Origin of the sequence: Streptomyces alboflavus, assembly GCF_000716675.1 — a bacterium.
Classification (GTDB): Bacteria; Actinomycetota; Actinomycetes; order Streptomycetales; family Streptomycetaceae; genus Streptomyces; species Streptomyces alboflavus.
Genome location: NZ_JNXT01000071.1, coordinates 1 through 24,878, shown reverse-complemented (window position 1 = coordinate 24,878; position 24,878 = coordinate 1). Strand labels below are relative to the sequence as shown.

General features: G+C 73.0%; 23 protein-coding genes and 1 pseudogene. 14 read left to right on the top strand and 10 right to left on the bottom strand.

The window, feature by feature from the left end:
• The first annotated feature begins 456 nt into the window (after positions 1–456).
• Positions 457–1,254, top strand: a complete 798-nt coding sequence (locus OO63_RS35995) for a site-2 protease family protein (protein WP_030363237.1) — start codon at positions 457–459, stop codon at positions 1,252–1,254.
• Here OO63_RS35995 and OO63_RS35990 read toward each other — a convergent pair.
• The 3 genes from OO63_RS35990 to OO63_RS35980 form a co-directional block, all read right to left on the bottom strand.
• A complete protein-coding gene (locus OO63_RS35990; protein WP_030363236.1) occupies positions 1,244–1,441 on the bottom strand; it encodes a hypothetical protein in 198 nt (65 codons plus the stop codon). The genes OO63_RS35995 and OO63_RS35990 overlap by 11 nt on opposite strands.
• Before the next feature lie 99 nt (positions 1,442–1,540).
• On the bottom strand, positions 1,541–2,254 hold the full coding sequence (gene npdG / locus OO63_RS35985) for an NADPH-dependent F420 reductase (RefSeq protein ID WP_030363235.1): 714 nt from the start codon (positions 2,252–2,254) through the stop codon (positions 1,541–1,543).
• 47 nt (positions 2,255–2,301) lie between these two features.
• Positions 2,302–3,405 (bottom strand): sialidase family protein, encoded by a 1,104-nt coding sequence (locus tag OO63_RS35980; RefSeq protein WP_030363234.1) that lies wholly within the window; start codon positions 3,403–3,405, stop codon positions 2,302–2,304.
• 79 nt (positions 3,406–3,484) lie between these two features.
• On the opposite strand from OO63_RS35980, the gene OO63_RS35975 reads away from it, so the two are divergent.
• Positions 3,485–4,087, top strand: coding sequence for a hypothetical protein (locus OO63_RS35975; protein WP_030363233.1), 603 nt, complete (start codon positions 3,485–3,487; stop codon positions 4,085–4,087).
• Between the two features lie 225 nt (positions 4,088–4,312).
• Positions 4,313–5,581 (top strand): MFS transporter, encoded by a 1,269-nt coding sequence (locus OO63_RS35970; RefSeq protein ID WP_030363232.1) that lies wholly within the window; start codon positions 4,313–4,315, stop codon positions 5,579–5,581.
• 387 nt (positions 5,582–5,968) lie between these two features.
• Here the strand turns inward: OO63_RS35970 and OO63_RS35965 are convergent, their stop codons facing one another.
• On the bottom strand, positions 5,969–6,196 hold the full coding sequence (locus OO63_RS35965; protein ID WP_030363231.1) for a hypothetical protein: 228 nt from the start codon (positions 6,194–6,196) through the stop codon (positions 5,969–5,971).
• Positions 6,197–6,252: 56 nt separating this feature from the next.
• On the opposite strand from OO63_RS35965, the gene map reads away from it, so the two are divergent.
• The gene (gene map / locus OO63_RS35960; RefSeq protein WP_030363230.1) at positions 6,253–7,110 is read left to right on the top strand and encodes a type I methionyl aminopeptidase; all 858 of its coding nucleotides are present in this window, start codon (positions 6,253–6,255) and stop codon (positions 7,108–7,110) included.
• Between the two features lie 246 nt (positions 7,111–7,356).
• A complete protein-coding gene (locus OO63_RS35955; RefSeq protein ID WP_030363229.1) occupies positions 7,357–8,034 on the top strand; it encodes a biliverdin-producing heme oxygenase in 678 nt (225 codons plus the stop codon).
• A gap of 134 nt (positions 8,035–8,168) precedes the next feature.
• Here OO63_RS35955 and OO63_RS35950 read toward each other — a convergent pair whose 3' ends face one another.
• From OO63_RS35950 to OO63_RS35940, 3 genes are all read right to left on the bottom strand, one after another.
• Positions 8,169–8,864, bottom strand: a complete 696-nt coding sequence (locus tag OO63_RS35950; protein WP_397622223.1) for a PhzF family phenazine biosynthesis protein — start codon at positions 8,862–8,864, stop codon at positions 8,169–8,171.
• Positions 8,865–9,169: 305 nt separating this feature from the next.
• Positions 9,170–10,735, bottom strand: a complete 1,566-nt coding sequence (locus OO63_RS35945; RefSeq protein ID WP_030363227.1) for an HtaA domain-containing protein — start codon at positions 10,733–10,735, stop codon at positions 9,170–9,172.
• Positions 10,736–10,883: 148 nt separating this feature from the next.
• Positions 10,884–12,485 (bottom strand): HtaA domain-containing protein, encoded by a 1,602-nt coding sequence (locus tag OO63_RS35940; protein ID WP_051811513.1) that lies wholly within the window; start codon positions 12,483–12,485, stop codon positions 10,884–10,886.
• Between the two features lie 146 nt (positions 12,486–12,631).
• Between OO63_RS35940 and OO63_RS35935 the strand changes: the two genes are divergently transcribed.
• The 4 genes from OO63_RS35935 (at position 12,632) to OO63_RS35920 (ending at position 16,795) form a co-directional block, all read left to right on the top strand.
• On the top strand, positions 12,632–13,657 hold the full coding sequence (locus tag OO63_RS35935; protein ID WP_030362262.1) for a heme/hemin ABC transporter substrate-binding protein: 1,026 nt from the start codon (positions 12,632–12,634) through the stop codon (positions 13,655–13,657).
• Positions 13,654–14,817 carry a FecCD family ABC transporter permease gene (locus OO63_RS35930; protein ID WP_078619574.1) on the top strand — a complete coding sequence of 388 codons (1,164 nt, stop codon included), beginning with the start codon at positions 13,654–13,656 and terminating at the stop codon, positions 14,815–14,817. The genes OO63_RS35935 and OO63_RS35930 overlap by 4 nt, the downstream gene beginning before the upstream one ends.
• A complete protein-coding gene (locus OO63_RS35925; protein ID WP_051811511.1) occupies positions 14,814–15,662 on the top strand; it encodes a heme ABC transporter ATP-binding protein in 849 nt (282 codons plus the stop codon). The genes OO63_RS35930 and OO63_RS35925 overlap by 4 nt, the downstream gene beginning before the upstream one ends.
• 155 nt (positions 15,663–15,817) lie before the next feature.
• Positions 15,818–16,795, top strand: coding sequence for an SCO2278 family lipoprotein (locus OO63_RS35920; RefSeq protein WP_030362265.1), 978 nt, complete (start codon positions 15,818–15,820; stop codon positions 16,793–16,795).
• Between the two features lie 55 nt (positions 16,796–16,850).
• Here OO63_RS35920 and OO63_RS35915 read toward each other — a convergent pair whose 3' ends face one another.
• Positions 16,851–17,621 carry a bifunctional DNA primase/polymerase gene (locus OO63_RS35915; RefSeq protein WP_030362266.1) on the bottom strand — a complete coding sequence of 257 codons (771 nt, stop codon included), beginning with the start codon at positions 17,619–17,621 and terminating at the stop codon, positions 16,851–16,853.
• 170 nt (positions 17,622–17,791) lie between these two features.
• On the opposite strand from OO63_RS35915, the gene OO63_RS35910 reads away from it, so the two are divergent.
• Positions 17,792–18,745: a glycerophosphodiester phosphodiesterase gene (locus OO63_RS35910; protein ID WP_078619576.1), complete on the top strand. Its 954-nt coding sequence runs from the start codon at positions 17,792–17,794 to the stop codon at positions 18,743–18,745.
• On the opposite strand, the gene OO63_RS35905 is transcribed toward OO63_RS35910, so the two are convergent.
• On the bottom strand, positions 18,688–19,320 hold the full coding sequence (locus OO63_RS35905; RefSeq protein WP_030362268.1) for a TetR/AcrR family transcriptional regulator: 633 nt from the start codon (positions 19,318–19,320) through the stop codon (positions 18,688–18,690). The two genes, OO63_RS35910 and OO63_RS35905, sit on opposite strands and share 58 nt — an antisense overlap.
• Before the next feature lie 156 nt (positions 19,321–19,476).
• On the opposite strand from OO63_RS35905, the gene OO63_RS45755 reads away from it, so the two are divergent.
• Together OO63_RS45755 and ddaH are read left to right on the top strand one after the other, a co-directional pair.
• Positions 19,477–19,656 carry a DUF6243 family protein gene (locus OO63_RS45755; RefSeq protein ID WP_125264063.1) on the top strand — a complete coding sequence of 60 codons (180 nt, stop codon included), beginning with the start codon at positions 19,477–19,479 and terminating at the stop codon, positions 19,654–19,656.
• Positions 19,657–19,852: 196 nt separating this feature from the next.
• Positions 19,853–20,680 (top strand): dimethylargininase, encoded by an 828-nt coding sequence (ddaH, locus tag OO63_RS35900; RefSeq protein WP_335756072.1) that lies wholly within the window; start codon positions 19,853–19,855, stop codon positions 20,678–20,680.
• A 67-nt stretch (positions 20,681–20,747) separates the two neighbouring features.
• Here the strand turns inward: ddaH and OO63_RS35895 are convergent, their stop codons facing one another.
• Positions 20,748–22,691: a glycoside hydrolase gene (locus OO63_RS35895; protein WP_030362270.1), complete on the bottom strand. Its 1,944-nt coding sequence runs from the start codon at positions 22,689–22,691 to the stop codon at positions 20,748–20,750.
• A 537-nt stretch (positions 22,692–23,228) separates the two neighbouring features.
• Here OO63_RS35895 and OO63_RS35890 point away from each other — a divergent pair.
• Together OO63_RS35890 and OO63_RS35885 are read left to right on the top strand one after the other, a co-directional pair.
• Entirely contained in the window at positions 23,229–24,629 is a 1,401-nt protein-coding gene (locus OO63_RS35890) for a multidrug effflux MFS transporter (protein WP_234311383.1), read from the top strand.
• An 11-nt stretch (positions 24,630–24,640) separates the two neighbouring features.
• Positions 24,641–24,878 (top strand): annotated as a pseudogene (locus OO63_RS35885) (esterase); the annotation flags it as partial.

The following is a 24,878-nucleotide window of genomic DNA, read 5'->3' as shown; positions in this document are numbered from 1 at the left end:
ACGGGCACCGTGGGCCGGGGCTGTGCCCACCCTCCCCCAAGCTCTCGGCTTCGCTCGAGCAGGGGGGACCCCCATCGCCCCTGGCGGCCCAGCTGCCCACAGGGTGGGACGGCAGGCATCGCCGCCCACCGGACCGAAAGCAAGGCGGGAAACCCCACCGAACCGTCGGACGAACGAGGCACCCCCACCGGACAGTCGGACAAACCGGGAACCCCCACCGAACCGTTCGCCGCAATCCGAACCGGAGGGGACGTGCCGGTATGTCCGCGCGCAGCTCGGCCCACCACGAGGGGCGTACAGGGAACGTAGGCGACGACGCACACGCGAGCACGGACATACCGGCGCGGCCCCGCCCCACAACCGGACAGAGGGCGAAAGGACAGCAACCCCCTGAGGCCGCCCCGGACAGGTAGCCTCCAGCAGCAACGGCACCCCCTCCGCGGACGAAGGAGCAGCATGACCACCGCCCCCACCCGGAGCGACCGCCGGGTCAGCCCGGTCTTTCTGGGGATCGCCGCGGTCACGGCGGCCTCGGGCTGGGCGGCCTGGACCGGGTTCGCGGACAACCCGGGCTTCGCCGTCTTCCTGTTCGTGACGGCGGCCTGGATCGTCTCGCTGTGCCTGCACGAGTACGCACACGCCCGCACAGCCCTGCACAGCGGCGACATCTCCATCGGCGCGAAGGGCTACCTGACCCTCAACCCGCTCAAGTACACGCACGCGCTGCTCAGCATCGTCCTGCCCGTACTGTTCGTGATCATGGGCGGCATCGGCCTCCCCGGCGGCGCGGTGTTCATCGAGCGCGGCCGCATCCAGGGCAGGTGGCGGCACAGCCTGATCTCGGCGGCGGGCCCACTGACGAACGTCCTGTTCGCCGTCGTGTGCACGGCACCGTTCTGGCTGGACGCCCTGGACGGCGTCCCGGACACGTTCAGGTACGCGCTCGGGTTCCTGGCGCTGCTCCAGGTGACGGCGGCGATCCTGAACTTCCTGCCGATCCCGGGCCTGGACGGCTACGGAGTGATCGAGCCGTGGCTGTCGTACAACATCCGCCGCCAGGTGGAGCCGTTCGCCCCGTTCGGCCTGCTCGCGGTGTTCGGCATCCTCTGGATCCCGGAGGTCAACGACGTGTTCTTCGACGCGGTGGACGCGATCCTGCGCGGCCTCGGCGTCACCGACTGGGACACGTACTGGGGCCAGCGCCTCTACCGCTTCTGGCAGGGCACCCCGGACATCCCCGTGATCAACGGCTAGCGGAGGCGGCCGCGTCGCGCTGCCGCAGGGCCTTGGCGCGGCGGGCGTAGTACCAGGTCATGTTGGACGAGAGCCCGGCGAGCAGCACCCACACGATGCCGAGCAGGCTGCCCTGCGCGAAGGCGACCACGGCGGCGGCGACGGACAGGACGCAGACGACGAGGGCGTACAGAGCGAGGCGGGGCATGGGGTGCGGCTCCTGATGCGGCGATGCGGCGATGCGGCGGACGTACCGCACCAGTGTCCCCCATGCCCCGCGCCCACGGGAACGCGGTGGCCGGACGCCCTAGACGTCGGTGACGCGCAGCCCGGCGTGCGCCTTGTAGCGCCGGTTGACGGAGATCAGGTTGGCGACGAGGGACTCCACCTGGTGGGCGTTGCGCAGCCGCCCGGCGAAGACGCCGCGCATGCCGGGGATGCGCCCGGCGAGGGCCTGCACAAGATCGGTGTCGGCACGGCTCTCGCCGAGGACCATCACATCGGTGTCGATCTCCTCGATGGCTTCGTCCTGGAGAAGCACAGCCGACAGATGATGGAAGGCGGCGGTGACCCGGGACTCGGGAAGGAGGGCGGCGGCCTGCTCGGCGGCGCTGCCCTCCTCGGGCTTCAGGGCGTACGCGCCCTTCTTGTCGAAGCCGAGCGGATTGACGCAGTCGACGACGAGCTTGCCCACCAGCTCGGCCCGCAGCGATTCGAGGGTCTTGGCGTGCCCGTCCCACGGCACGGCGACGATCACGATGTCGCTGCGCCGCGCGCACTCGGCGTTGTCCGCGCCCTCGATGCCCTCGACGCTGCGCCCGAGTTCACCGGCCGCGGCGGCGGCGCGCTCGGCGACGCGGGAGCCGATGATCACCTTCTGGCCGGCGCGGGCGAGGCGGTAGGCGAGCCCGCGGCCCTGGTCGCCGGTGCCGCCGAGCACGCCCACGACGAGCCCGGACACGTCGGGCAGGTCCCAGGGATCCTTGGCGGGCGCCTTCTGCACACTTTCCGTGGAAGTCATGGTCAGACCTTACGTCCGGGCAGGGCGCCCGCCCCGACCGACCGCGCTCAGTCGAGCCAGTGCAACGGTACGCGCCGGAAGGTGATGGTCTCGTAGGCGCTGAAGTCCCCGGTCTCGTACAGGAGACCGACGGTGTCCTCGTCGAGGCGGGCGAGGTCGGAGTACCCGGCGGGCAGCCCGTCGACGGTGTGGGCGGGGTGCCAGGTGGTGCCGCCGTCGTGGCTCTTGCGGATGCTCATCTGGGCGCGGAAGCCGGGGTCGGCGGGCCCGGAGTACAGCAGCAGGTCGGGGTCGAGGAGCTGCAGCACGCTGGCCTCGACGACGGGACCGGTGAGGCAGGACTGGGGCCGGAAGGGCTTGGCGAGGGTCTGGCCGCCGTCGTGGGAGTGGGCGTCGGCGCGGGTGCCGGGCGCGGGTGAGTCGTTGCGGGTGTTGAAGTAGACGCGGCCGTCGGGGAGTTCGGCGGCGGTGGTCTCGTTGACGTTGATGTAGCCGTTGGTGTTGTCGTCGACGTATCCGATGCGCCAGTTCTGGCCGCGGTCGTCGCTGAGGAGGCAGTGTCCGCCGTTGTACTTGCCCTCGGTGCCGTTGTCGGTGCCGGTGGGCGGCAGGGAGTGGTTGGCGGGGACGACGACGCGGCCGCCGCTGAGCTGGACGGCGTGGCCGGGGGTGGTGGCGTACCAGCGCCACGTGGGCCGCTTCGTCTGCTTGGTGATCTCGCGGGGGGCGGACCAGGTGAGGCCGTCGTCGTCGCTGTGCCGCACCCAGACACGGCGGCCGTCGGCGGCGCTCACCTGGCCGCGCCGGATGGCGTTCTCGGTGGCCGCGGCGGCGTTCCGGATGTGCACGAGCAGGATGCGCCCGGTGTCGAGGACGACGGGGGCCGGGTTCCCGGCGAGGTCGGTGCCGTTGGCGCCGACGACCTGGAGGGGGCCCCAGGTACGGCCGCCGTCCATGGACCGCTTCAGGACCACGTCGATGTTCCCGAAGTCCTCCTGGGAGCCGACGCGGCCCTCGCAGAAGGCGAGGACGGTGCCGTCCTGCGTCACGACGACGGCGGGGATCCGGAAACTCGCGTATCCCTCGCGTCCCGCGCGGAAGGGAACGGACGTCTCGACGGTCCGGGTTGAGTGAGCTGTCTCCTCTGGCATCCGTACCCCTTCCCCAACGTGGGGGAATTCGCGGTGAACTCCCGCTGACGAATCTCTCGTTGAGGCAGTATGCGCCCCCATGGACGCCGTACGCGTCGCGCTGCTGCGCGAAGTTCTCGCCGGGACCGAATGGCCGGGCGCCACCCGCCGCTTCGCCGGGGCGCTGCGCGCCAGCGTGGTGCCGCACGGCGGCGGGCTGCTGCTTGTGGGGACGCGGGAGTACGAGCCGTGGCACCTGGCCGCGCACCTCGTGGACGAGGCGGCCTGGTCCGGCACGCCGGAGCTGACGCCCACACTCGTGCGGCACCGGCCGCGTCCGGACGCGCCCGCGCAGCTCTCGGTGGGCCTCGGCCGCATCGAGGCGGCGCGGCGCGGGGAGACGCTGCTCGTGGTGGCGCCCACGGCGCCGCCGGCGGGGCTGTTGTCGCGGGTGCACGACGCGCGGCGGGCGGGGGCGACGGTGTTCGCGCTCGGGGAGCGGGACGGCGATCTGGGGGCGCTCGCCCACGAGTCGCTGACGGTGCCGGACTCGGCGGGGCTCGATCTGGACACCGTCCAGCACCTGGTGAGTGCGGCGGCGGGCGAGAACAGGCTGCCCGCGCCGCGGGGGCGGCGCCGGGTCCGCGACCGGCTGTCGCGGCTGGCGGACCAGCTGACGGCGCCGCCGCCTGCGCGGTGGTGAGCGCGGCTGTTCCTGTCCCGCCGCTACCGCGGCGGATATCTCCCACCCGCCCGCCCGTTTCCACCCGACCGGACAGTGAACGTCTCCGGTGGGGGTCGTCCGCCGTCGGCGAGTGCGGGTGCGTTCTGGACTCCGTCCGGGCTACCAGCCCTGGGCCGGGGCCGGTTCCCGACCTGGAACAAATCGTTTGCGCCTCGCGTACTCCCCCGCTGAACATGACCCCTTGTGAAACGTTTCGCCGCGATCCTGCCCGACCTGTCCCCCTGGCACTCCACCCGCGACTTCCGGCTCCTCTGGGTGCAGGGTCTGGTCACCTACTTCGGCAGCTTCATGGCGATGATCGCCCTGCCGCTCCAGATCAAGCACCTCACGGACTCGCCGTTCGCCGTCGGCGCGATGGGGGCCGTCGAGCTGATTCCGCTGATCGTCTGCGGTCTGTACGGCGGGGCGCTCGCCGACGCGGTGGACCGGCGCAAGGTGATCCTGCTGACCGAGGCGGCGCTCGGCCTGCTTGCCCTGATCCTGTTCGTGAACGCGCTGCTGCCCGAGCCGATGCTGTGGCCGCTGTACGTCGTCGCGGCCGGTGTCTCGGGCCTCGCCGGGCTCCAGCGGCCCGCACTCGACTCACTGATGGCCAAGATCGTGCCGCACGACCAGCTCACGGCGGCCGCCGCGCTGAACTCGCTGCGCTGGAACGTGGGCGCGATCGCCGGTCCCGCGCTCGCGGGTGTCGTCGTCGCCTACGCCGGGCACGCCAGCGCGTACGCCGTCACGGTCGTCGGGTTCGCCGCGTCCGTGGCCCTGTGCACGCGGCTCTCGCCCGCGCCCGCCACGCACGGGGCGCAGAAGCCGTCGCTGCGGGGGCTCGCGGAGGGGGCGCGGTACGCGTGGTCGCGGCCCGTGCTTCTCGGCACGTACGCCATCGACGGGGTGGCGATGCTGTTCGCCTTCCCGAACACGATCTTTCCGTTCCTGGCGGACGACCTGGATGCCGAGTGGTCGCTGGGGCTGATGTACGCGGCCGGGGCCGTGGGGTCGCTCCTGCTCAGTCTCACCAGTGGGTGGACGTCCCGGGTGCGCAGGCACGGGGTGCTCGTGGTGTGCGGGGCCGCGGGGTGGGGTCTGGCCATCACGCTGGCCGGGGTGCTCGGCAATGTGTGGCTGGTGCTGGCCTGTCTCGCCCTCGCCGGGGCCGGCGACATGCTGAGCGGCCTTGCCCGCTCCACCATCTGGAACCAGACGATCCCCGACGAGCTGCGGGGGCGGCTCGCCGGGATCGAGGTCCTCTCCTACAGCGTCGGCCCCCAGCTGGGCCAGGTCCGCGCGGGCGCGGCGGCGGGCTGGTCCGGGACGCGCCCCGCCATCTGGTCCGGCGGCCTGATCTGCGTCGGCGCGGTGGGCGCCCTGGCGGCGGCGATGCCGTCCCTCCTGCGGTACGACGCGTCGACGGACGCCGACGCCCGCCGCCGCCGCGAAGCGGCTGCCGCCGCCTAGGCCGACCGGAGCGCCCTTGGCGTTCCGGCGCCCCCGGCCGGGGACGTGGCTCACGCCGACATGGTCGGCACCGTCGGCCGGGGCTGTGCCCACCCTTCCCCAAGCTCTCGGCTTCGCTCGAGCAGGGGAGACCCCTATCGCCCTGCGGCACGATTGCCCACAGTGGTAGAGGCAAGCGTGTCCCACAGCGGCGGCTACGGCAGCGGCAGCGGCAGCGGCAGCGGCAGCGGTAAAGCGAGCGTGGCCCGCAGCCGCCGATGGCGGGAAACCCCCGCTGGAGACGCTCACCATCCGGCCGGGTGGAAACGGGCGGGCGGGTGGGGGATGTCCGCCGCGGAGCGGCGGGACAGGGAAACGCCCCACCGGGCCGCAGACGAAGAACGGACCTCAGTCCTCCTCGCCCCGCGCAGCGGAATCGTGCCACCGCGGATCGGTGTCCCACTCAAGATTCCGCTCAGCGGCCAGCGCCATCGCCCGGGTGGCCTCCTCCCGGGAGGCGTAGGGACCGAAGCGGTCCTTGCCGGGACAGTCCGGCCCCTCCTCGACCTTCTTGTGCTCCAGGCAGTAGTACCACTCGCCCGGCTTGCCGACGGTCCGCTTCTTGAACAGGGCCATGTCCGGCTCCTCTCTCCCGCCATGCTGCCCCACGGGCGCTCGTTAGACTCGCTGGCATGTCTGGCCAGTCACTGCTCGTACCAGGGGAGCTCTCTCCCACCCGCCCCGTGCCCGGGAACATCCGGCGCCCGGAGTACGTCGGCAAGCCCGCGCCGACCCCGTACAGCGGGCCGGAGGTGCAGACCCCGGAGACCGTGGAGCTGATGCGCACCGCGGGCCGCATCGCCGCGCGCGCGATGGCGGAGGCCGCGAAGGCGATCGCGCCCGGCGTGACCACCGACGAGCTGGACCGCATCGCGCACGCGTACATGTGCGACCACGGCGCCTACCCGTCGACGCTCGGCTACCGCGGCTTCCCGAAGTCGCTGTGCAGTTCCGTCAACGAGGTCATCTGTCACGGCATCCCCGACTCGACCGTCCTGAAGGACGGCGACATCGTCAACCTGGACGTGACGGCGTACATCGGGGGCGTGCACGGCGACAACAACGCGACGTACCTCGTCGGCGACGTGGACGAGGAGTCGCGCCTGCTCGTCGAGCGCACCCGGGAGTCCCTGAACCGCGCGATCAAGGCCGTCAAGCCCGGCCGCCAGATCAACATCATCGGCCGGGTCATCGAGTCGTACGCCAAGCGCTTCGGCTACGGCGTCGTGCGCGACTTCACCGGCCACGGCATCAACTCGTCGTTCCACTCCGGCCTGATCGTCCCGCACTACGACAGCCCGCACGCGACGACGGTCATCCAGCCCGGAATGACGTTCACGATCGAGCCGATGCTGACGCTCGGCACGCACGAGTACGACATGTGGGACGACGGCTGGACCGTGGTGACCAAGGACCGCAGGCGGACGGCGCAGTTCGAGCACACGCTGGTGGTGACGGAGACCGGCACGGAGATCCTCACGCTGCCGTGACCACGAACCGAAGCTGAGCCGAAGCTGAGCCGAAACCGAAGCCGAACCGGGGCCGCCCCGGGCCGACCAGGACGACCTGGGCCGCCCGGGGCGGCCCTTCTCTGATCGTTGACGCATCCCCGACGGGGAACGGGGTACCGTTTTACCGACAGGATGTCGGGAACCAGTTGACTTAGGTAAGCCTAACCTTGGATGATCGGTCCTGGCCACACTGCTTTCCCGCCCTTCTTCGGCTCCGGAGGTCCCATGGACACGGCGATCACTCAGCCCCCCACGTTCTCGACGCTCATCCGCACCGCGTCCCACGAACAGCACACCGAGGCGGAGTCGTCGACGTTCATGGGCGACCTGCTCGGCGGCCGCCTCGACGTGAGCGCGTACGCGAGGTACACGGAACAGCTGTGGTTCGTGTACCGCGCGCTGGAGGACGGCGCGGCCGACCTCGCCGACGACCCGGTGGCGGGCCCGTTCATACGGCCCGAGCTGGCCCGGGTCGCCGAGCTGGAGCGGGACCTCGCCCACCTGCGGGGCGCGAACTGGCGCGCGGGCCTCACGGCCCTGCCGGCCACGGCTGCGTACGCGGCCCGGGTCGAGGAGTGCGCGCGCACCTGGCCCGGCGGCTATGTCGCCCACCACTACACGCGCTATCTGGGGGACCTGTCCGGCGGGCAGATCATCCGCGGCAAGGCCGAGAAGACCTGGGGCTTCGACCGCAAGGGCGACGGCGTCCGGTTCTACGTCTTCGAGGGCATCGCCAACCCCGCAGCCTTCAAGCGGAGTTACCGCGAACTGCTCGACGGCCTCGACGTGGTCGTGCCGGACGAGCTGGAGAAGCAGCGCATCGTGGACGAGTGCAAGCGGGCTTTCGCCCTGAACACGGCGGTCTTCCGGGAGCTCGGGGCCGAGTTTCCGCTGTCGGCCTGACCTCCTCCCACGCGTCGGTGGACGTCGGTCGCGCTGCGCGCTCGTCCTCAATCGCCGGACAGGCTCCATCTTCCCGACGGACGCCAGTCATCCGTCCCCCGACGGACTCCCGTCATCCGTCCACCGCACGCGCGTCAGACCAAGCTGGGCTGCCGGGGGAACGTCACCCGGCCGCCCAGTTCGATGAAGTCGTCGGGACCCGGGGCCGTGAGCAGTTGGGAGCCACGGCCCTGGGTGATGTTCAGGGCGCGCCCCAGCTCGTGCGTGAGCTGGAGCGCCGCCGCCCCGGTGGCCTCGTCCTCGGTGATGCCGTCGCCCCGCCCCGGGAACCCCCGCGCACGGACCCGCCCGGCAGCCTCGTCCTCCCACGCCCACGCATAGACCCTCCCCCACTGCCCTAAAGGCGTGGGAGGTGCCCCCACCCCCTCCGGCGGCACAGCGAGCGCCTCCACCTCGGCCGCCGACGCGTACCGCCGCAGGCTCCGCTCCGCCGCCCAGTCGGCCCGCGCCACGATCCAGCTGAACTCCCCGTCCTGATGGGCCTCGACGACCCCGGCGGCGGTGACCAGCTCGGGCACGTCGAGCAGCCAGGCGGCGCCGACGCACGGGTAGCCGGCGAACCGCAGCCGCGTCGAGGGCGTGTAGATGTCGACGGCCCCGCGTTCGGGGTCGTCGACGAACACCGTCTCGCTGAAGCCGAGTTTGGCGGCGAGCGCCTGCCGGTCCGCCTGCTCGGGCACCCGTGAGCCGTCGCGTACGACGCCGAGCTCGTTGCCGTAGCGGCCGTCCGGGGCGCAGAAGACCCGCAGGACGTCGATGCCGTGGTGCACGTCGGGCAGGCCCGCCGTGTCGCGCGTGTCCGGCCAGCCCCACGCGCTCACCGCGTCCCGCGCCCCCGGCCCGTCCGGCACGCCCTGCGGGTCACGCGTGCCGTGTTCGTTCGCTGCGTTCACCCGGGCATTGAAGCATCACGTGCCCCATGTCCCCCACCCGTGCACACGCCCGACGGCGGGCACCCGGCGCGTCAAGCACCGGGCACCCGCCGTCAGTTCGGCCGGTGCGGCCGGGAGTGAGGCCGCACCGGCCGGTTCAGGTCCGGTCGGACCGGTTCAGGCCCGCAGGACCACCGCCCCGCTCACGCGTGACGACCCGGCTGCACGTCGTGCCGCCGCCGCGCCGCGTACACGACCCCGGCCCCGGCCACGACCACCGCGCCCGCGGCGCCGAGCAGCGCGCCCGACGGCGTGCTCGACCCCGTCGCGGCGAGCGAGCCGTCGTCGCCGACGGAGCCGCCGACCGAGCCGCCGCCGCCCACGCTGCCGCCACCGCCGACCGAACCGCCGCCGGCGGCCGCGCCGTCGGAGCCCGGTCCGGAGTCGGCCACGTCACCGGCGCCGCCCGCGGGAGCGGGGATGTTGGCGCCGGCGGACAGGGTGAGTGCGACCGTCAGCGGGTCGAACTTCTCGCCCTTCTTGTACGGCGCACCGCCCGCCTCGCTCTCGAACTGCTTGGCGCCCGCAGCCGTGAGCCGCGTGGGCACCTTGCTGAGCTGGACGACGTCGTTCTTCGCCTTGTAGGAGGCGCGGGAGAGGTCGAGGGTCGCGAACTTCACGTCGTTGCTGGTGCGGCCCTGGGCCTTCACGTCCACGGTGAGCGTGCCGGTCTTGCCGCGTGCCTTGATCTTGAAGTCGCTGAACTTCATGTCGATGCCGTGGCCCTGGTACAGGAACCGCACGCTGCCGCCGAAGGACGCGTCGATCTTCTTGGCCCCCGCGTTCCAGGAGGCCTTGGAGTGCGGGAAGGCGTATCCGGACGAGATCTTCTTCGCGCCGCCGGCCGTCTGCACGCTGCCGCCCGTGGAGATGTAGCGGCGGAAGGACTCCTTCAGGCCCCAGGACAGTTTGCCGCCGACGACCTTGCCCGTGCCGGACGACGGCTTCGAGGTCGGCTTCGTGGTCGGCTTCGTGGGCGTGGGCTTGGGCTTGGAGGTCGGCTTCGTCGGCTTGGACGTGGGCTTCGTCGGGGTCGGCTGCGGGGCGGGGCCGCCGGTCTTCACCGTCAGCGTGGCCGGGTCGAGGACCTGGCCCTCCTGGTACATGCCGTTGAACGCCTTCGCGCCCTTGGCGGTGAGCGCCGTCGGGATGTCCTTGAACGTCATCGCGCCGCCCGCGCCCTGGCCGGGCCGGACCTCGCTGAGGTCGAGGGTCGCGAGGTCGATGTCGTTCTGCTTGGCGCCGTTGAGCGTGACGTCGGCCTGGATCGCCCCCGTCTTGCCCTTGGTGTGGACCTTGACGTCCGCGATCTTGATGTCGAACGTGTGCTGCGTCGAGACGAAGCGCACATCGCCCTTGAAGGCGGCCTTCAGGGCGTGGTCCGCCAGCTCGTACGTGCCCTTTCCGCCGGTGAAGGTGAACACCCCGTTGTCCGGCGCCTGCTTGGCACCGCCACCGGCCGTGATCTTGCCGTGCGCCATGCCCGTGACGTACTTGCGGAAGGACTCCTTCAAGCCCCAGTCCAGGGTGCCGTCCGTGATCGTGAACGCCGAGGGCGCCTTCTGCTCGGCGGCCGCGCGGGGCGTGCCGGACGCGGCGTCCGAGGGCGCGTCGGCGGCGACGGCGGGCAGGGCGAGCGCGGCGGTGCCCAGGGCGACGGCCGTCGCGACGGCGGCCGCGCGGGCTATGGGTCGACGGGTGACTGCCATGGTCTGTGTGCTCCTCGGGGAGGGAGAGGGATAGGGAACGGGGAGTGGGGGGCGGGGGTGGGGAGTTGAGGGGAGATGGGGTGGGGACGGGGAAGCGGATACGCGGGGGGGCGAGGGGGGAACAGGGGGAGGCAGCGGGGTGCGGCGCTCAGCCGGTCGGCGTCCCGGGGCCGTCGGAAGCGTCGCCTCCATCACCCCCTGCGGACCCGGCGCCCCCTGCGGACCCGGCGCCCCCGGCGCCCCCGGCGGACCCTGCGGACCCGGCGGAAGCCGCCCGTGCCGCCCGGCGGCGACGCTCGAAGAGGAACGCGAACGCCGCCGCGACGAGCAGCGCCGCGACCGCGGCGAGCGTGATGGGGAGCGCCTTCGAGGAGCCGTCGGAGTCCTCGGAGTCGGCGGACTCCTTCTTCGCGGACGTCTTCGGCTTCCCGTCGGACGCGGCCTTCTTCGGGGCGGGTTCGGAGCCGAGGTCCGGCAGCGCGGGCAGCTCCACCTTGTCGTCGACGGCGACGGCCAGCGAGACAGGGTCCATGGCGGTGCCCGGCTTGTACATCGAGCCGAACGCCTTGGCGCCGTCGGCAGTGAGCTTCGCCGGGGCCTCGGTGACGGCGATGAGGCCGTCGCGCGGCTTGAGGTCCTTCAGCTCCGCGGCCGCGAAGGTGACCAGCGGGGCCTTCTTCTTGCGGAACTCCCCGCCGTCGACGTCGGCGTACAGCGTGCCCTCGCCGCCCTTCACGCCGACGGCGACCTCGCTCAGCCGGATGTCGAGGCCGTGCCTGCCGGTGAAGCGGACGGCACCGGCGAAGTCCGCGGCCAGGGTGCGCTTCTTCTCGTCGTACGCGCCCTTGCCCTGCGGGAAGCGGAACAGCGCGCCGCCGTCCTCGGCACCGGACGACAGCGTCCACTTGCCCTTGGCGATAGTCCCGGAGACGTACTCGCGGAAGGTGCGGCGCACGCCCCAGTCGACGGCGGCGTCCTCGATGCGCCCGGCGGCCCGGTCCTTGTTCTTGTCGGCGTTCTTGTCTGCGCCGGACTTCTTCTTGTCGGGCTTCTTCGACGACTTGCCGTCGGACCCGTCGGACCCGCCGGGCTTGTCGGCGCCGCCGGAGCCCGCGACGAGGTCCGTCGACAGGCTCACCGGGTCGAGCCGGGTGCCCGCCGTGTAGTACCCGGCGAAGGCCTTCGCGCCCTGCGAGGTGAGCGTGGCGGGCAGGTTGGTGAGGGCGATGGGGCCCGAACCGCCCTTCATGTCGATGCCCGAGACGTTCAGCTTGGCCAGCGGCACCTGGGCGGTCGAGGTGACCTTGCCGGTGCCCTTCTCCTTGCTGACCATGTCGGCGTAGAGCGTGCCGGAGCCGCCGGAGACCTTCACCGTGGGGCGGCTGATGGTCAGGTCGAGGGCGTACGAGCCGCCCTTCTTGTGCCCGGTGAAGTGCACTCCCCCGGAGAATCCGGCGGTGAACGCGCCGGTGTCGGGGTCGTAGGAGCCCTTGGCGGAGTGGAAGCGGAACTGGCTGCCGCCGACCGTGGCCGCGCCGCCCTGGAGGTTCCAACTGCCCTTGGCGATGGGCCCGGTGACATAGCTCTGGAAGGAGGACTTGATGCCCCAGTCGAGCCTGCCGCCCTGGACGGTGCGCGGCTTCGCGTGCGCGGCGGTCATCGGGAGCAGCGCTCCCAGGAGCGCGGCCAGGACGGCTACGGCTCCCACGCGTGCGCCGCGGCGCGTGCGCGGCTGTCTGGGCGACGGCATCGGACCCCTCCAGGCCTGGTCATTAAGGTAAGGCTAACCTAAACTACGATCATCGCGGCGCGGAACCCCACGCCACAGCCACCCCGGCCGCTCGGGACACCTCGACGGCCACGGACCCCAACAGCACGACAGGACGGTGGACTTCGGTGCGCAAGCCGCGCTCACTCCGTATCGGCGGCCTCGTCAGCGCGGCGGTCGCCGCGCTCGCGCTCACCCTCGCCGGGTGCGGCTCGTCCGGCGACGGCGGCGGCGCGGGGGACGGCGGCGGGACGCGGGCGAAGGCCGCTCCCGCCGATCGCGTCGAACCGCTCGCGGCCAAGGCGGCGCCGAAGCTGCCCGCGACCGTGGAGTCCGCCGACGGCAAGCGCGTCACCGTCAAGGACGCCGACCGGATCGTGCCGCTGACCGGCAGCCTGAACGAGATCGTGTTCACCCTCGGGCTCGGCGAGAACGTGGTGGCACGCGACATCACCGCCACCTTCGACCAGGCCAAGAAGCTGCCGGTGGTGACGCGCGCCCACGACGTCTCGGCGGAGAGCGTGCTGTCTCTGAAGCCGACGGTCGTCCTCGCGGACACCACGACGGGCCCCGCCGAGGCCATCGACCAGATCCGCTCGGCGGGCATCCCCCTCGTCGTCCTCGAACCGGCCAAGAGCCTTTCCGACGTGGGCCCGCGCATCGAGGCGGTGGCCCGCGCCCTCGGCGTCGACAAGGCGGGCGCCGCCCTCAAGTCCCGTACGGAGGACCGGATCGCGAAGGTGCGCGCGAGCGTGCCCAAGCAGTCGGAGAAACCCCGGGTCGCCTTCCTCTACCTGCGCGGATCGGCCTCCGTCTATCTGCTCGGCGGCCGCGAGTCCGGCGCGGGCTCGCTCCTGGAGGCGGCGGGCGCGGTCGACGCGGGCAAGGCGTCGGGCCTGAAGAAGGACTTCACGGCCATCACCAGCGAGGCCCTCGCCAAGGCCGCGCCGGACGCGATCCTCGTGATGTCGAAGGGCCTCGACTCCGTGGGCGGCATCGACGGCATGGTGAAGATCCCCGGCGTGGCCGAGACGCCCGCGGGCATGGACCGCCGGGTGGTGTCCATCGAGGACGGCGTCCTGCTCAACTACGGCCCCCGCACCGACCAGGTCCTCAAGTCCCTGGTGGACCAGCTCTACAAGGACGCCAAGTGACGCTCGCCGCACGACCGGGCGCGGGCTCGGACACCGGGCCGAAAGCCGCCCCGGACCACACCGCGACCGGGGCCACGGACCCGGCCAAGGAACCGGCCGCCGAAACGGCCGCCCCCGACCCGCGCCCCGCCCGCCGCGGCGCCCCCTTCCTCCTCACCACCGCCCTCGCCGCCGCCCTGCTGTTCCTCGCCCTGCTCTCCGCGGGGATCGGGGCGTACGACATCCCCCTCGGCGACGTCCTCGCCTCCGTCCAGCACCGCATCGGCCTCGGCGGGCACGCGCTCGACCGGGTCGGCGAGAGCGTGCTGTGGAACGTGCGGCTGCCGCGGGTGGTGCTCGCGCTGCTCGTGGGCGCGTCCCTGGGGTGCGCGGGCGCGCTGATGCAGGGCGTGTTCGGCAACCCGCTGGCCGAGCCGGGCGTCATCGGGATCTCCTCGGGCGCGGCGGTCGGCGCGGTCGCCTCCATCGCCCTCGGGCTCAGCTTCTTCGGCAACTGGACCGTCACCGTCTGCGCGTTCGCCGCCGGACTCGCGACGGTGCTGCTCGTGTATGTCCTGTCACGGGACGGCGGCCGTACGGAAGTCGTCACCCTCATCCTCACCGGCATCGCCGTGAACGCCTTCGCGGGCGCGCTCATCGGTCTCTTCCTCTTCTTCGCCGACAACGCGCAGGTCACCCAGATCACGTTCTGGCAGCTCGGCTCGCTGGCGCAGGCCACCTGGCCGAAGGTGCTCGCCGTCCTGCCGTGCGCGGCGGCCGGACTCCTCGTCGCGCCGCTGTACGCGCGCAAGCTGGACCTGCTCGCCCTCGGGGAGCGGCCCGCGCGCCATCTGGGCGTGGACGTGGAGCGGCTGCGGATGGTGCTCGTGCTCGTGGTGGCGCTGCTCACGGCCGCGGCCGTCGCGGTGGCCGGGATCATCACGTTCGTGGGACTCCTTGTGCCGCATCTGCTGCGGATGGCGGCGGGTCCCGGGCACCGGTTCCTGGTGCCGGGCAGCGCGCTCGGCGGTGCCGTCGTGCTCGTCGGCGCCGACCTCGCGGCGCGCACGGTCGCCGCGCCCGCCGAGCTGCCGCTCGGCGTGCTCACCGCGCTCTTCGGCAGCCCCTTCTTCTTCTGGCTGCTGCGCAGGACCCGCCGCAAGCAAGGGGGCTGGGCATGATCGGGACGCTGAGCAAGCGGATCTTCGGGGTACGCGACCGGGTCCTGCCCGCACCCGTCGCGCCCGGCGACGTGCTCGCCGAGACGGCGGACCTGCGGGTGCGGCTCGGCGGCCGCGAGGTCCTGCGGGGCGTGACGGTGGCGGCCCGCGCGGGCGAGGTGCTCGCCCTGGTCGGCCCCAACGGCGCGGGCAAGTCCACCCTGTTGGCCGCCCTCGCCGCCGACCTGCCCGCCGACGCGGGCTCCGTGTCCGTCTGCGGCCGCCCGGCCCCGGACTGGCCCGCGCGTGAACTCGCCCTGCGCCGGGCCGTCCTGCCGCAGTCGGCGACCCTCTCCTTCCCCTTCCCGGTCGAGGACGTCGTCCGGATGGGCCGGGCGCCCTGGGCCGGGACGCGCCTCGCGGACGACGACGACCCGATCGTGCGGGCGGCGATGGCGGCCACCGAGGTGGCCGAGTTCGCGGCCCGGCCGTTCTCCGCGCTCAGCGGCGGCGAGCGGGCGCGGGTGGCGCTCGCCCGGGTGCTCGCCCAGTGCGCCCCGCTGCTGCTGCTCGACGAGCCGACGGCCGCGCTCGACCTGCGCCACCAGGAGCTGGTCCTCAGGGTCTGCCGGGAACGGGCCGCCGCGGGCGACGCGGTGGTGGTCGTCCTGCACGACCTGGGCCTCGCCGCGGCCTACGCGGACCGCGCGGTGATCCTGGACGGCGGGGTCGTCGCGGCCGACGGGGCGCCCGCCGAGGTCTTCGAGGACGGGCTGCTCTCGGACGTGTACCGGCAGCCCATCGAGGTGTTCCCGCACCCGCGGACCGGGGCGCCGCTGGTGACGCCGCTGCGCGCCCCCGCGTGAGGCGGGCCGTGCCGGACACCCGGAACCGGCGAATCCGGCCAGTGCGGACACTGCGGGCCCTTGAGGACGTCTGCCGCACTGCCGGAGCCCGGCGTCCGGCGGCTTCCCGGCCCCGATAGGGTTCGGGCCCGGGAAGGGGTAGGTGAAGGTATCCGATGAGCAGGGTTCCAAGGCTCGGCCGGCCGGTCTCGTACGCGGCGGCGGTGGCGGTCCTCTCGCTGACGGCGAGCGGATGCGTGACGGTGCACGGCGAGCGCGAGGTCGTCCGCACGGCCACCAGGCCCGAGGCCGCCCGCGCGCTGAAGGACTTCCTCACCGCCTACAACAAGGCGGACAAGGCGTACGACCCGGCCCTGAACGCCTCCCGCGTCACCGGCCCGCTCGGCGCCATCAACCAGGCGGGCCTCAAGGCACGGCACGTGCAGAACCCGGACGGCAACTCCCGGTACGTGCCGCTGAAACTGACGGACGTGACGTACTCCATCCCCAAGAAGGCCGGCTGGCCGCGGTGGTTCGTCGTCGACGCCGAGGCCAACCGCAAGCCGCACGGCTACCGCTGGCTGATCGCCTTCACCCGCGCGGACGCGGACTCCCTGTGGGAGGCGACGTACCTGAACCTGGTGCAGCCCGACCGGCTGCCCGAGCTGAAGAAGGACGCCGACGGCCACGTCGAGCCGGTCGCCGTCGGCGGCGGCAGCGGGCTCGCGGTGGCGCCGCGGCGGCTCGGCGGGGAGTACACCGCGTTCCTGAAGTCGGGCGGCGACGCCTTCGAGCCGGGCCCGCACACCACCCAGTGGAAGGCGGCCCGCGACCGCAACAAGCGGCGGCTCGGCCTCGCCGTCCAGTACATCGACGAGCCGCGCGACGCGGGCGCGTTCGCGCCGCTCGGCCTGCGCACGAAGGACGGCGGCGCGCTGGTGTTCTTCGCCACGCACCACTACGAGAAGCAGACCGCGTCCAAGGGCCTCAACGTCACCGTGGACGCGGACGTGAAGGCGCTGATGAAGGGCGAGGCGAAGCAGTCCGTCATGCTGGAGCGCGTCTCGAACCAGGTGGCCCTGGACCCCGAAGGCTCCGGCAAGGTGAAGATCCTCAGCCGGATGCAGGGTCTGGTCGGGGCGAAGGGCGAATAGGCGCGGGGCGCGGCCCACGTGTCGGCCCCGCAGGACCGCGCGTCGGCCCCGCGGGTCAGCCCCGCAGCGGCCAGGCCCCCGCGCCTGCCGTGTCCTCGGCGTCCTCCCCCGGCTCCCGCGCGTACCGCGCGCACTCGTCGGTGAGGATCTCCAGGAGCGTCAGCGGGTCGGGCAGCGTGAACTCCGGGCCCCGGACCCAGCCGACGGCGAGGTCACCGGGCAGCCGCGCGGGCGGCACAAGGACGTACGAACCGCGGCAGTGCCAGCGCAGGCCGGGGTGCTCGTCCATCGTCTCCGGATGGCAGTCCAGCTCGCACGGCCACCACTCGTCCTCGTCCTCCGGGGTGCCGCGGGTCGCCGTGAAGAACAGCATCCGCCCCTCGTCGCCCGCCCCCTCGGACTCCGCGACGGGGCCGACCTCCACCTCGGCGGCGAGCAGCCGCGCCAGGGCGGCGCGGCCGGCGTCGAGGGGGACGTCGAGGACGTCGTGCACCATGCCGGTCGCGGTGATGAAGTTGGCCTGGGGCTGGTGCCTGGCCCAGCGCTCGATCTGGGCGCGGTCGGTGGTGGACTGCGTCTGCCAGGCGAAGGACACGGGGTGCCGGGCGGGGGTGGGGCAGCCGATGCGGTCGCAGGAACATCGGTACCCGGCGGGGTGGGCGGCGGGGGCCAGGGGCAGCCCCGCGGCGGCGACGGCGAGCAGCAGGTCCTCGCGGCGGGCGCTCTCGGCGCCCGCGCTGGCCTCGGCGCCGGAACGCGCGCGTCGGCGGAGCCACTGGGAGATCCTGCCCTGCGCGCCGGACGTCCGGCCGAACTCCGCGCCCATCTATCCCCTCACCTCGCCGTCGTGCGGAACAGCATGACCTATCGTCCCACCATCCTGCGCCCCGGGTGGCCGTAGTCCACATCCGGGGTACCTGGGGTGATGCCAGCCGCTGGGTGACATAGCGCGTCATTTCACGCTGTGCGGCGAATCGCGCACCTACGGTGTTCGACATGGTCACCAGGACTGTGCTGACGGGACTCACCGCCCTCGCCCTCGCGGGCCCGGCCGGTGTCCTGACCCCCCTGGAGTGGGGCGGCGGCCCGCTCACCGTCGACGCGCTCCCCCCGATCGTCTACACCGCGCACCGGGGCGGCGCCCTCGAAGTACCGGAGAACAGCATGTCCGGCCTGATGGCCGCCTTCGAGCGGCGCACGGCGCAGGTCATCGACGTCGACACCAGGATGCTGCGCGACGGCACGCTGGTGGTGATGCACGACGCGACCCTGGACCGCACCACGTACGCGCGGGGCCCGGTGCGCGGGCTGACGCTGCGGGAGTGGCAGCGGGTGCGGCTGCGGCCGCCGACGGGCGTGCCGGGCCGCTGGCGCGCCGAGCGGCCGCCGACAGTGGCGGAGGTCCTCGACCGCTTCGGCGGCCGCGCGATGCTGATGCTGGAGGCCAAGGACCCGCAGAGCCTGGCCCGGCTCGGCACGATGATCCACACGCGTGGCCTGGCCCGCTCGGTGTTCGTGAACACCAACAAGCCCTGGGTGGCCCGCCGCGCCCACCACCTGGGCCTGCTCGCCCAGCTGTGGCGCTCGCGGACGCAGCTGCGCACCGACCGGCCGCGGGACTGGGCGTCGTTCGTCGACGTCCTCGACGTGGACTACAAGGCGCGGGACGCGGATCTGCTGCGGGCGGTCAACTCCGGCATCCCCCGGGTGTGGGCGCACACCGTGACCACGCCGCGCCAGCGCGACCGGGTGCTTCGGCTCGGCTGCGACGGCGTGATCACGGACGCGCCCGGCCTGCTCTCGCGCACGCCGATCAAGGGCCGGGCGAAGGCGGTGCGGACGGCGGCGGCGCGGGCGGCGGTCCGGCCGGCCGCTGGTCGGCGGGGCGCGGGTCAGCGGGGCGCGATGCCGTACAGGGCGTACTCGACGAGGGTGTCGGTGTACTCGTAGCCGAGCGGCGCGGTGTGCTGGAGCCAGCGCTGGGCGAGCGGACCGGTCCAGAGTTCGAGGGCGATGCGCGGGTCGACGTGCGGGGCCACCTGGCCCTGCTCCTGGGCGGCGCACAGCCGGTCGACGTAGAGCTGGAGCTGCGGTTCGAGCAGCTTCTCGACGAATTCCCTGCCGAGCTGCTCGTTGACGACGCCCTCGGCGGCCAGGGCGCGGGCCGGGGCGTCGAACTTGGGGTTGGTCATCTCGTCGACGGTGGCGCGCAGGACGTACTTGAGGTCGGCCTCCAGGTCCCCGCTGTCGGGGATGGCGGTCGCGACCTCGGCGAGCCCCGCCTTCGCGCTCAGCTCGGCGGAGGCCTGCTCGGACAGGTCGAGGAAGGCGTCGAGGAGGACGGCACTCTTGGAGGGCCACCAGCGGTAAATGGTCTGCTTGCCGACACCGGCGCGGGCGGCGATGGCCTCGATCGTCATCTTGCCGTAGCCGACCTCGCCGACCAGGGCGAGGGCGGCGTCGTAGATGGCGCGGCGCGAGCGCTCGCTGCGGCGGGTGGAGTCAGGGGCGGTTTTCTGAGCCATGCCAACGAATGTAGCAGCGCCACGAGACGCCGCGTCTCACCAGAGTCCCGACCTCACGTAAATCACTCGACAAGACGCTGCGTCTCGCTTAAGCTCACCCCAAGACGAGACGATGCGTCTCGTCACATGCACACTCTCTATCCATGGAGGCACGACATGTCACGAGGCGGATCCGGAATGCTCGGCGTCGGCGGTACGCGCACCAACCTCTCCCGCAAGGCGCTGCGCGGCGGCCGCGGCTCCGGGCGGGTCGGCGGCGGCCTCAGCCCGCAGGAGCAGAAGCGCGAGCTGCTGCGCAAACTCCAGGAAGGCCGGTCGGCGAAGAACGACGCGTGAACCCCGAACGCCCGCCCTGCGAGCGGCCGGCACCCCGAGAGCGCCCGCCGAAATACAACTCAGGGCCCCAAAAGCGCCCGGTTCATGAGTAAATACCCGCCCAGATCGCAGCAGAAAGGGCTCAGATCGCTGCGCGAAGGCTCCTCAGACCGCACCATGGGCAGCACCAGCCCCTGCGGTCCGTGAGGAGCCTTCGTTGCATCGAGTTGCCCGGCGCGCCACACCCCGGCGCTACCTGATGTGCGCACCCGCACACTTCAAGGTCACGTACTCCATCAATCCCTGGATGGACCCCACCAAACCCGTCGACGTCCCGCTCGCCGTCGCCCAGTGGGAGGACCTGCGCGACCGCTACCGCTCGCTCGGCCACACCGTCGAGGAGCTGACGCCGCACCCGGACCTGCCGGACATGGTCTTCGCGGCGAACGGCGCGACCGTCGTCGACGGCCGCGTCCTGGGCGCGAGCTTCGTCCACCCCGAGCGGCAGCCCGAGGCGGCCGCACACCTGGAGTGGTTCCGGGCCAACGGCTTCACCGAGGTCCATGAACCGACCCACATCAACGAGGGCGAGGGCGACTTCGCCACCACCTCCGGCTACGTCCTCGCGGGCCGCGGCTTCAGGGCCAGCCCGCTCTCGCACGGCGAGGCCCAGGAGGTCTTCGGCCGCCCGGTGATCGGCCTCGACCTCGTCGACCCGCGCTACTACCACCTGGACACGGCGCTCGCGGTCCTCGACGACGCCACGGACGACGTCATGTACTACCCCGGCGCGTTCTCGCCCGGGAGCCAGGCGGTCCTGCGCCGCCTGTTCCCCGACGCGCTGATCGCCACGGAGGAGGACGCACTCGCCCTCGGCCTGAACGCGGTCTCCGACGGCCTGCACGTGCTGCTCCCGCAGGCCGCCGTCGGTCTCTTCGAGCCGCTGCGCGAGCGGGGCTACGAACCGATCGGGATGGACCTCGGCGAACTGCTCAAGGGCGGCGGCAGCGTGAAGTGCTGCACGCAGGAGCTGCGCGCCGCGTAGGGCACGGCACGACGGAGGTGCGGGTGGTCACGGACCGCCCGCACCTCTCGCGTTCCCGGGACCGCCGTCAGCGGAGGTCCGCCGGGCAGAGGCGGCGCGGCCGGTCGTCGCCGCGCAGCCGGGCGTCGACGCAGCCGCCGGGCAGCCCGTCACGGGCCGCGGTACCGAAGTTGGCGGTCACGGTCAGCCTGCCGCCGCCGAAGACGGTCCGCTGGACCCGCCTGTCCTCGCTCAGGAACCGGAAGGACGTGAGCCGTTCGGTGCCCGCGGCGCGGTGCAGCGGCGCGAAGTACTTCTGCAGCGCCGCGATCTCCCGCCCGTGCCGGGCCAGCGTCGGCCCGTCGAGGACGTGGTTGAGCGGCCGGTCGTAGAGCATCGCGAGCAGCGCGCGGCGGGTCTTCTCGGCGGGCAGCTTCTCGTACGACAGCTCCCAGCGCTCGGCGCTGACCGTCGCCCCGTGCAGGGCTGTCCCGTACAACGGGACGCGGTAGCGCGGGTCGTACATGGCCTTGGAGAGCGAGGCCGGGAGCCGGACCGGCTTGAAGAACACGCCGGGGGCGGCCTCCGGGTAGTAGCCGCCCCACTTCTCCCGGTCCTTCTGCAGCGCCCACAGTCCGTCGGCGACCGGCGTCGCGCTGCCGTGGTCGAAGGCGACCGCCTCGTTGGCCCAGGCCTGGGCGGACTCCGAGCCGAGGACCAGGCCGGATCCTGCGATGCGGCGCATCCGGGCGAGGCGGTGGGCGCGGTCGCCCGCCTTCGTCATCGGGTGCGCGGCCGCGTGGTCGCGGAACAGCTCGCCGGTGGCGTCGACGTCCAGGAAGTAGCTGTCGGCGCCGTTCTGCACCATCGCGCGGGTGCGGTGCGCGAGGAGGTGGCGGGTGGGTTCGGCGCGCTCGAAGGCCGCCGAGCTCAAGTAGCAGCCGCGGCCGCCGAATCCGGTGCGGGGGCGGCCGTCGGCGTCGCGGACGCAGAAGTCCGGGTAGACGCTGCCCGGCCACACCGACGTGGGGCTGTCGGCGGTCTTCGGATCCTGCCCGTTGGCGAACGTGTCGTAAGGACCGACGAGGTACCCCGCCTTCCGCGCCGCCGCGATCGCCTCCTTCCCCATGGGGTCGGGCCCTGCGTCGTACCCGAGCCACATCCCGTCCACGCCGAGGGCGCGCAGGCGCCGGATGCCCGCCGGGGTGCGGGCCTGACCCCACACGTACGCGTGCGCGGCGCCGAGGAGGCGCTTCGTCGCCGGGTTGCGGCGGATCTTCTCCTTCAGGCTGCCGAGGCGGCCGCGTTCGGAGAGGTACGCGCGGTAGTCGGCGGCCGGGGCGACGGGGGTGCCGTCGGTCAGGGCGAACGTGACCGTGTACGCGCGGGTGCCTTCGCCCTTGTCGAAGGTGTGGGCCGCGGTGGTCCGCAGGTGGCCGTCCGGGCCCTTGCCGAACGTGAGGCTCGTCCCGATATCCGTCGGTATCAGATAACTGACGCCGTGCCGGCCCGCCGAGTAGCCCCACAGGGGCAGGGTCAGGTCGGCGCTCACGTCGACCGTGGTGCCCGTGAGCCGCTGCTCGCCCGAGGTCCAGAAGGGGTCGGCCGTGGGGACGTCCAGGCCCTCCCCGCGCGGGAGTTGGAGGCTGCCCTTCGTCCCTGTCACGGGCCAGCGGAGCTTGGTGTCGCGGGTGGCGGTGAGGGTGAGGGCGAGGCGCCCGTGGTCCGTGTACGCGGTGGCCGTGAGGCCCCTCTCCGGGTACGTCCACCGCGCCCGGTCCTTGGCGGCGCGGCGCACGGGACCGGGGTCGCCCAGGTCCGTGGCCGCGGCGGCGCTCAGGCGCCGGGTGCGGCCGTCGTCCCCGCGGGCGCTGATCGCGAGGGTCGCGGGGTCGATGCGGGCGGTGCCGCCGTCCACGGCGAAGGTCACTCCGTGGGGGCGGGCGGGGGTGGCCTCCGGCGTGGCTGCGGCCGTGAGGGTGGCTGTCGTCGCGACGGCCAGGGCTAGGGCGAGGGTTCGCTTGGCGGGCATGGGGACTGGATAGTGGGCGGGCTTAAGAGGGTTCTAAGAGGCGCGGGCGGGGCCCTGCCGGGGGCTTCCCCAACCCCGCCCCTTCCCGAAACCGGGGCTCCGCCCCTGGACCCCGGGGCTGGGATGTCCACTTGCCGTGGGCCGGGGGCACCGCCGATCGGCGCTTCGCGCCTCGTCCTCAAACGCCGGACGGGCTGAAATATGCCGGGGCAGGCCGGAAGGCACCGGGAGGCGGGCCGGAAGGTGCCGGGAGGCGGGCTCCGGAAGGCGCCGGGAGGCGGGCTGAAGGGCACCGGGCAGGCTGTGCGCCCCACCCCGCCGAAGCAATAGCTGGGGCGGGCGGGTGGGAGAAAGCCCGTCCGGCGCTTGAGGACGAGGCGCGAAGCGCCGAAACGGGGGTGCCCCACGAGGGGCAGAAGGTGCCGGGCTGTCGGCCGGGCCGGCACCCCCAGGCCAAGGCCGCGCCCACGCGAGGCAAAAGCATGGCCGACGCCCTGAGACGATAGGGGGCACTACCAACTACTGGGGAGGGGCGCGATGCCGAAGCGCGGGCAGGCGGCGGAGAGACAGACCGAGGGCCGGATACCCGGGGCGGCGGGGCCCACAGGAGCCAAGGACCCCGCCGCCCTGCGCGTGGCGACCGGCGCCCTGGTCACCCTCATCCTCGGCGGCCTCACCGCCATGCCCCCGCTGTCCATGGACATGTACCTCCCGGCCCTGCCGGAGGTCACGGACGCCCTGCACGCCCCCGCGGCGACGGTCCAGCTGACCCTCACGGCGTGCCTCACCGGCATGGCCCTCGGCCAGCTCGTCGTCGGCCCGATGAGCGACAAGTGGGGCCGCCGCCGCCCCCTCCTCGGCGGCCTCCTCGTCTACATCCTCGCCACCGCGATCTGCGCCCTCGCCCCCACCGCGGAGCTCCTCATCGCCTTCCGCCTCCTCCAGGGCCTCGCGGGCGCCGCGGCGATCGTGATCGCGCGGGCGGTGGTCCGCGACCTGTACGACGGCGTGGAGATGGCCAAGTTCTTCTCGACGCTGATGCTGATCTCCGGCGTCGCCCCCATCGTGGCACCGCTGATCGGCGGTCAGGTCCTGCGCCTGACGGACTGGCGCGGCATCTTCGTCGTCCTGACGGTCATCGGGATCGCGCTGACCGCCCTGGTGTGGCGCTGTCTGCCGGAGACCCTGGCGCCGGCGGACCGCCACGACGGCGGCACGGTCGAGGCGCTGCGCACGATGCGCGGCCTGCTCGCGGACCGCGTGTTCGCGGGCTACATGATCGCGGGCGGCTTCGCCTTCGCCGCGCTGTTCGCGTACATCTCGGCCTCCCCGTTCGTGATCCAGGAGATCTACGGGGCGTCGCCGCAGACGTTCAGCCTGCTCTTCGGCGTGAACTCGGTCGGCCTGATCATCGTCGGACAGATCAACGGCAAGCTGCTCGTGGGCCGCGTCAGCCTCGACAAGGCCCTCGGCTTCGGGCTCGCGGTGATCACGCTGGCCGCGACCGCGCTGCTCCTGATGACCGGCGGAGTCCTCGGCGACGACATCGGGCTCGCGCCGATCGCCGTCGGCCTGTTCGTGCTGATGTCGGCGATGGGTCTGGCCATGCCCAACACCAACGCCCTCGCCCTGATGCGCACCCGCCACGCCGCCGGTTCCGCGTCCGCGCTGCTCGGTACGTCGTCCTTCCTCATCGGCGCGATCGCCTCGCCCCTGGTCGGCATCGCGGGCGAGCGGACGGCCGTGCCGATGGCCGTCGTCCAGCTGTCGTGCGCGCTGGCGGCCGTCGTCTGCTTCGTGGGACTGTGCCGCCCGTGGCAGCACAAGCAGAACGCGCAGGCGCAGGAGCCGGGGACCGCCTCGGCGGAGGGCGGGACCGCCCCGGCGACGGAGGCCGGGACGGCGGCCGTGCCCCGGCCCCGGAAGTCGGACCGCTGACCGCGTCGCCGGTGCTGCGGCCCGGCTCCCCGGAGCGCGCCGGACTCGACCCGGCCGAGCTGCGCCGCCTCGTCCACGACGTACGGGCACTGCCCGAGGGACCCCGCCCGTGGTGCGCCGGAGCCGTCGTCCTCGCCGGGCGCGGCCCGGTGATCGCGGTGGCCGAGGCGGCGGGGTGGGCCGTGCGGTACGCCGGGGCGGGCGGGAGCGCCACCCCCCGCACCACCGGCGACACCCCCACCGACACCT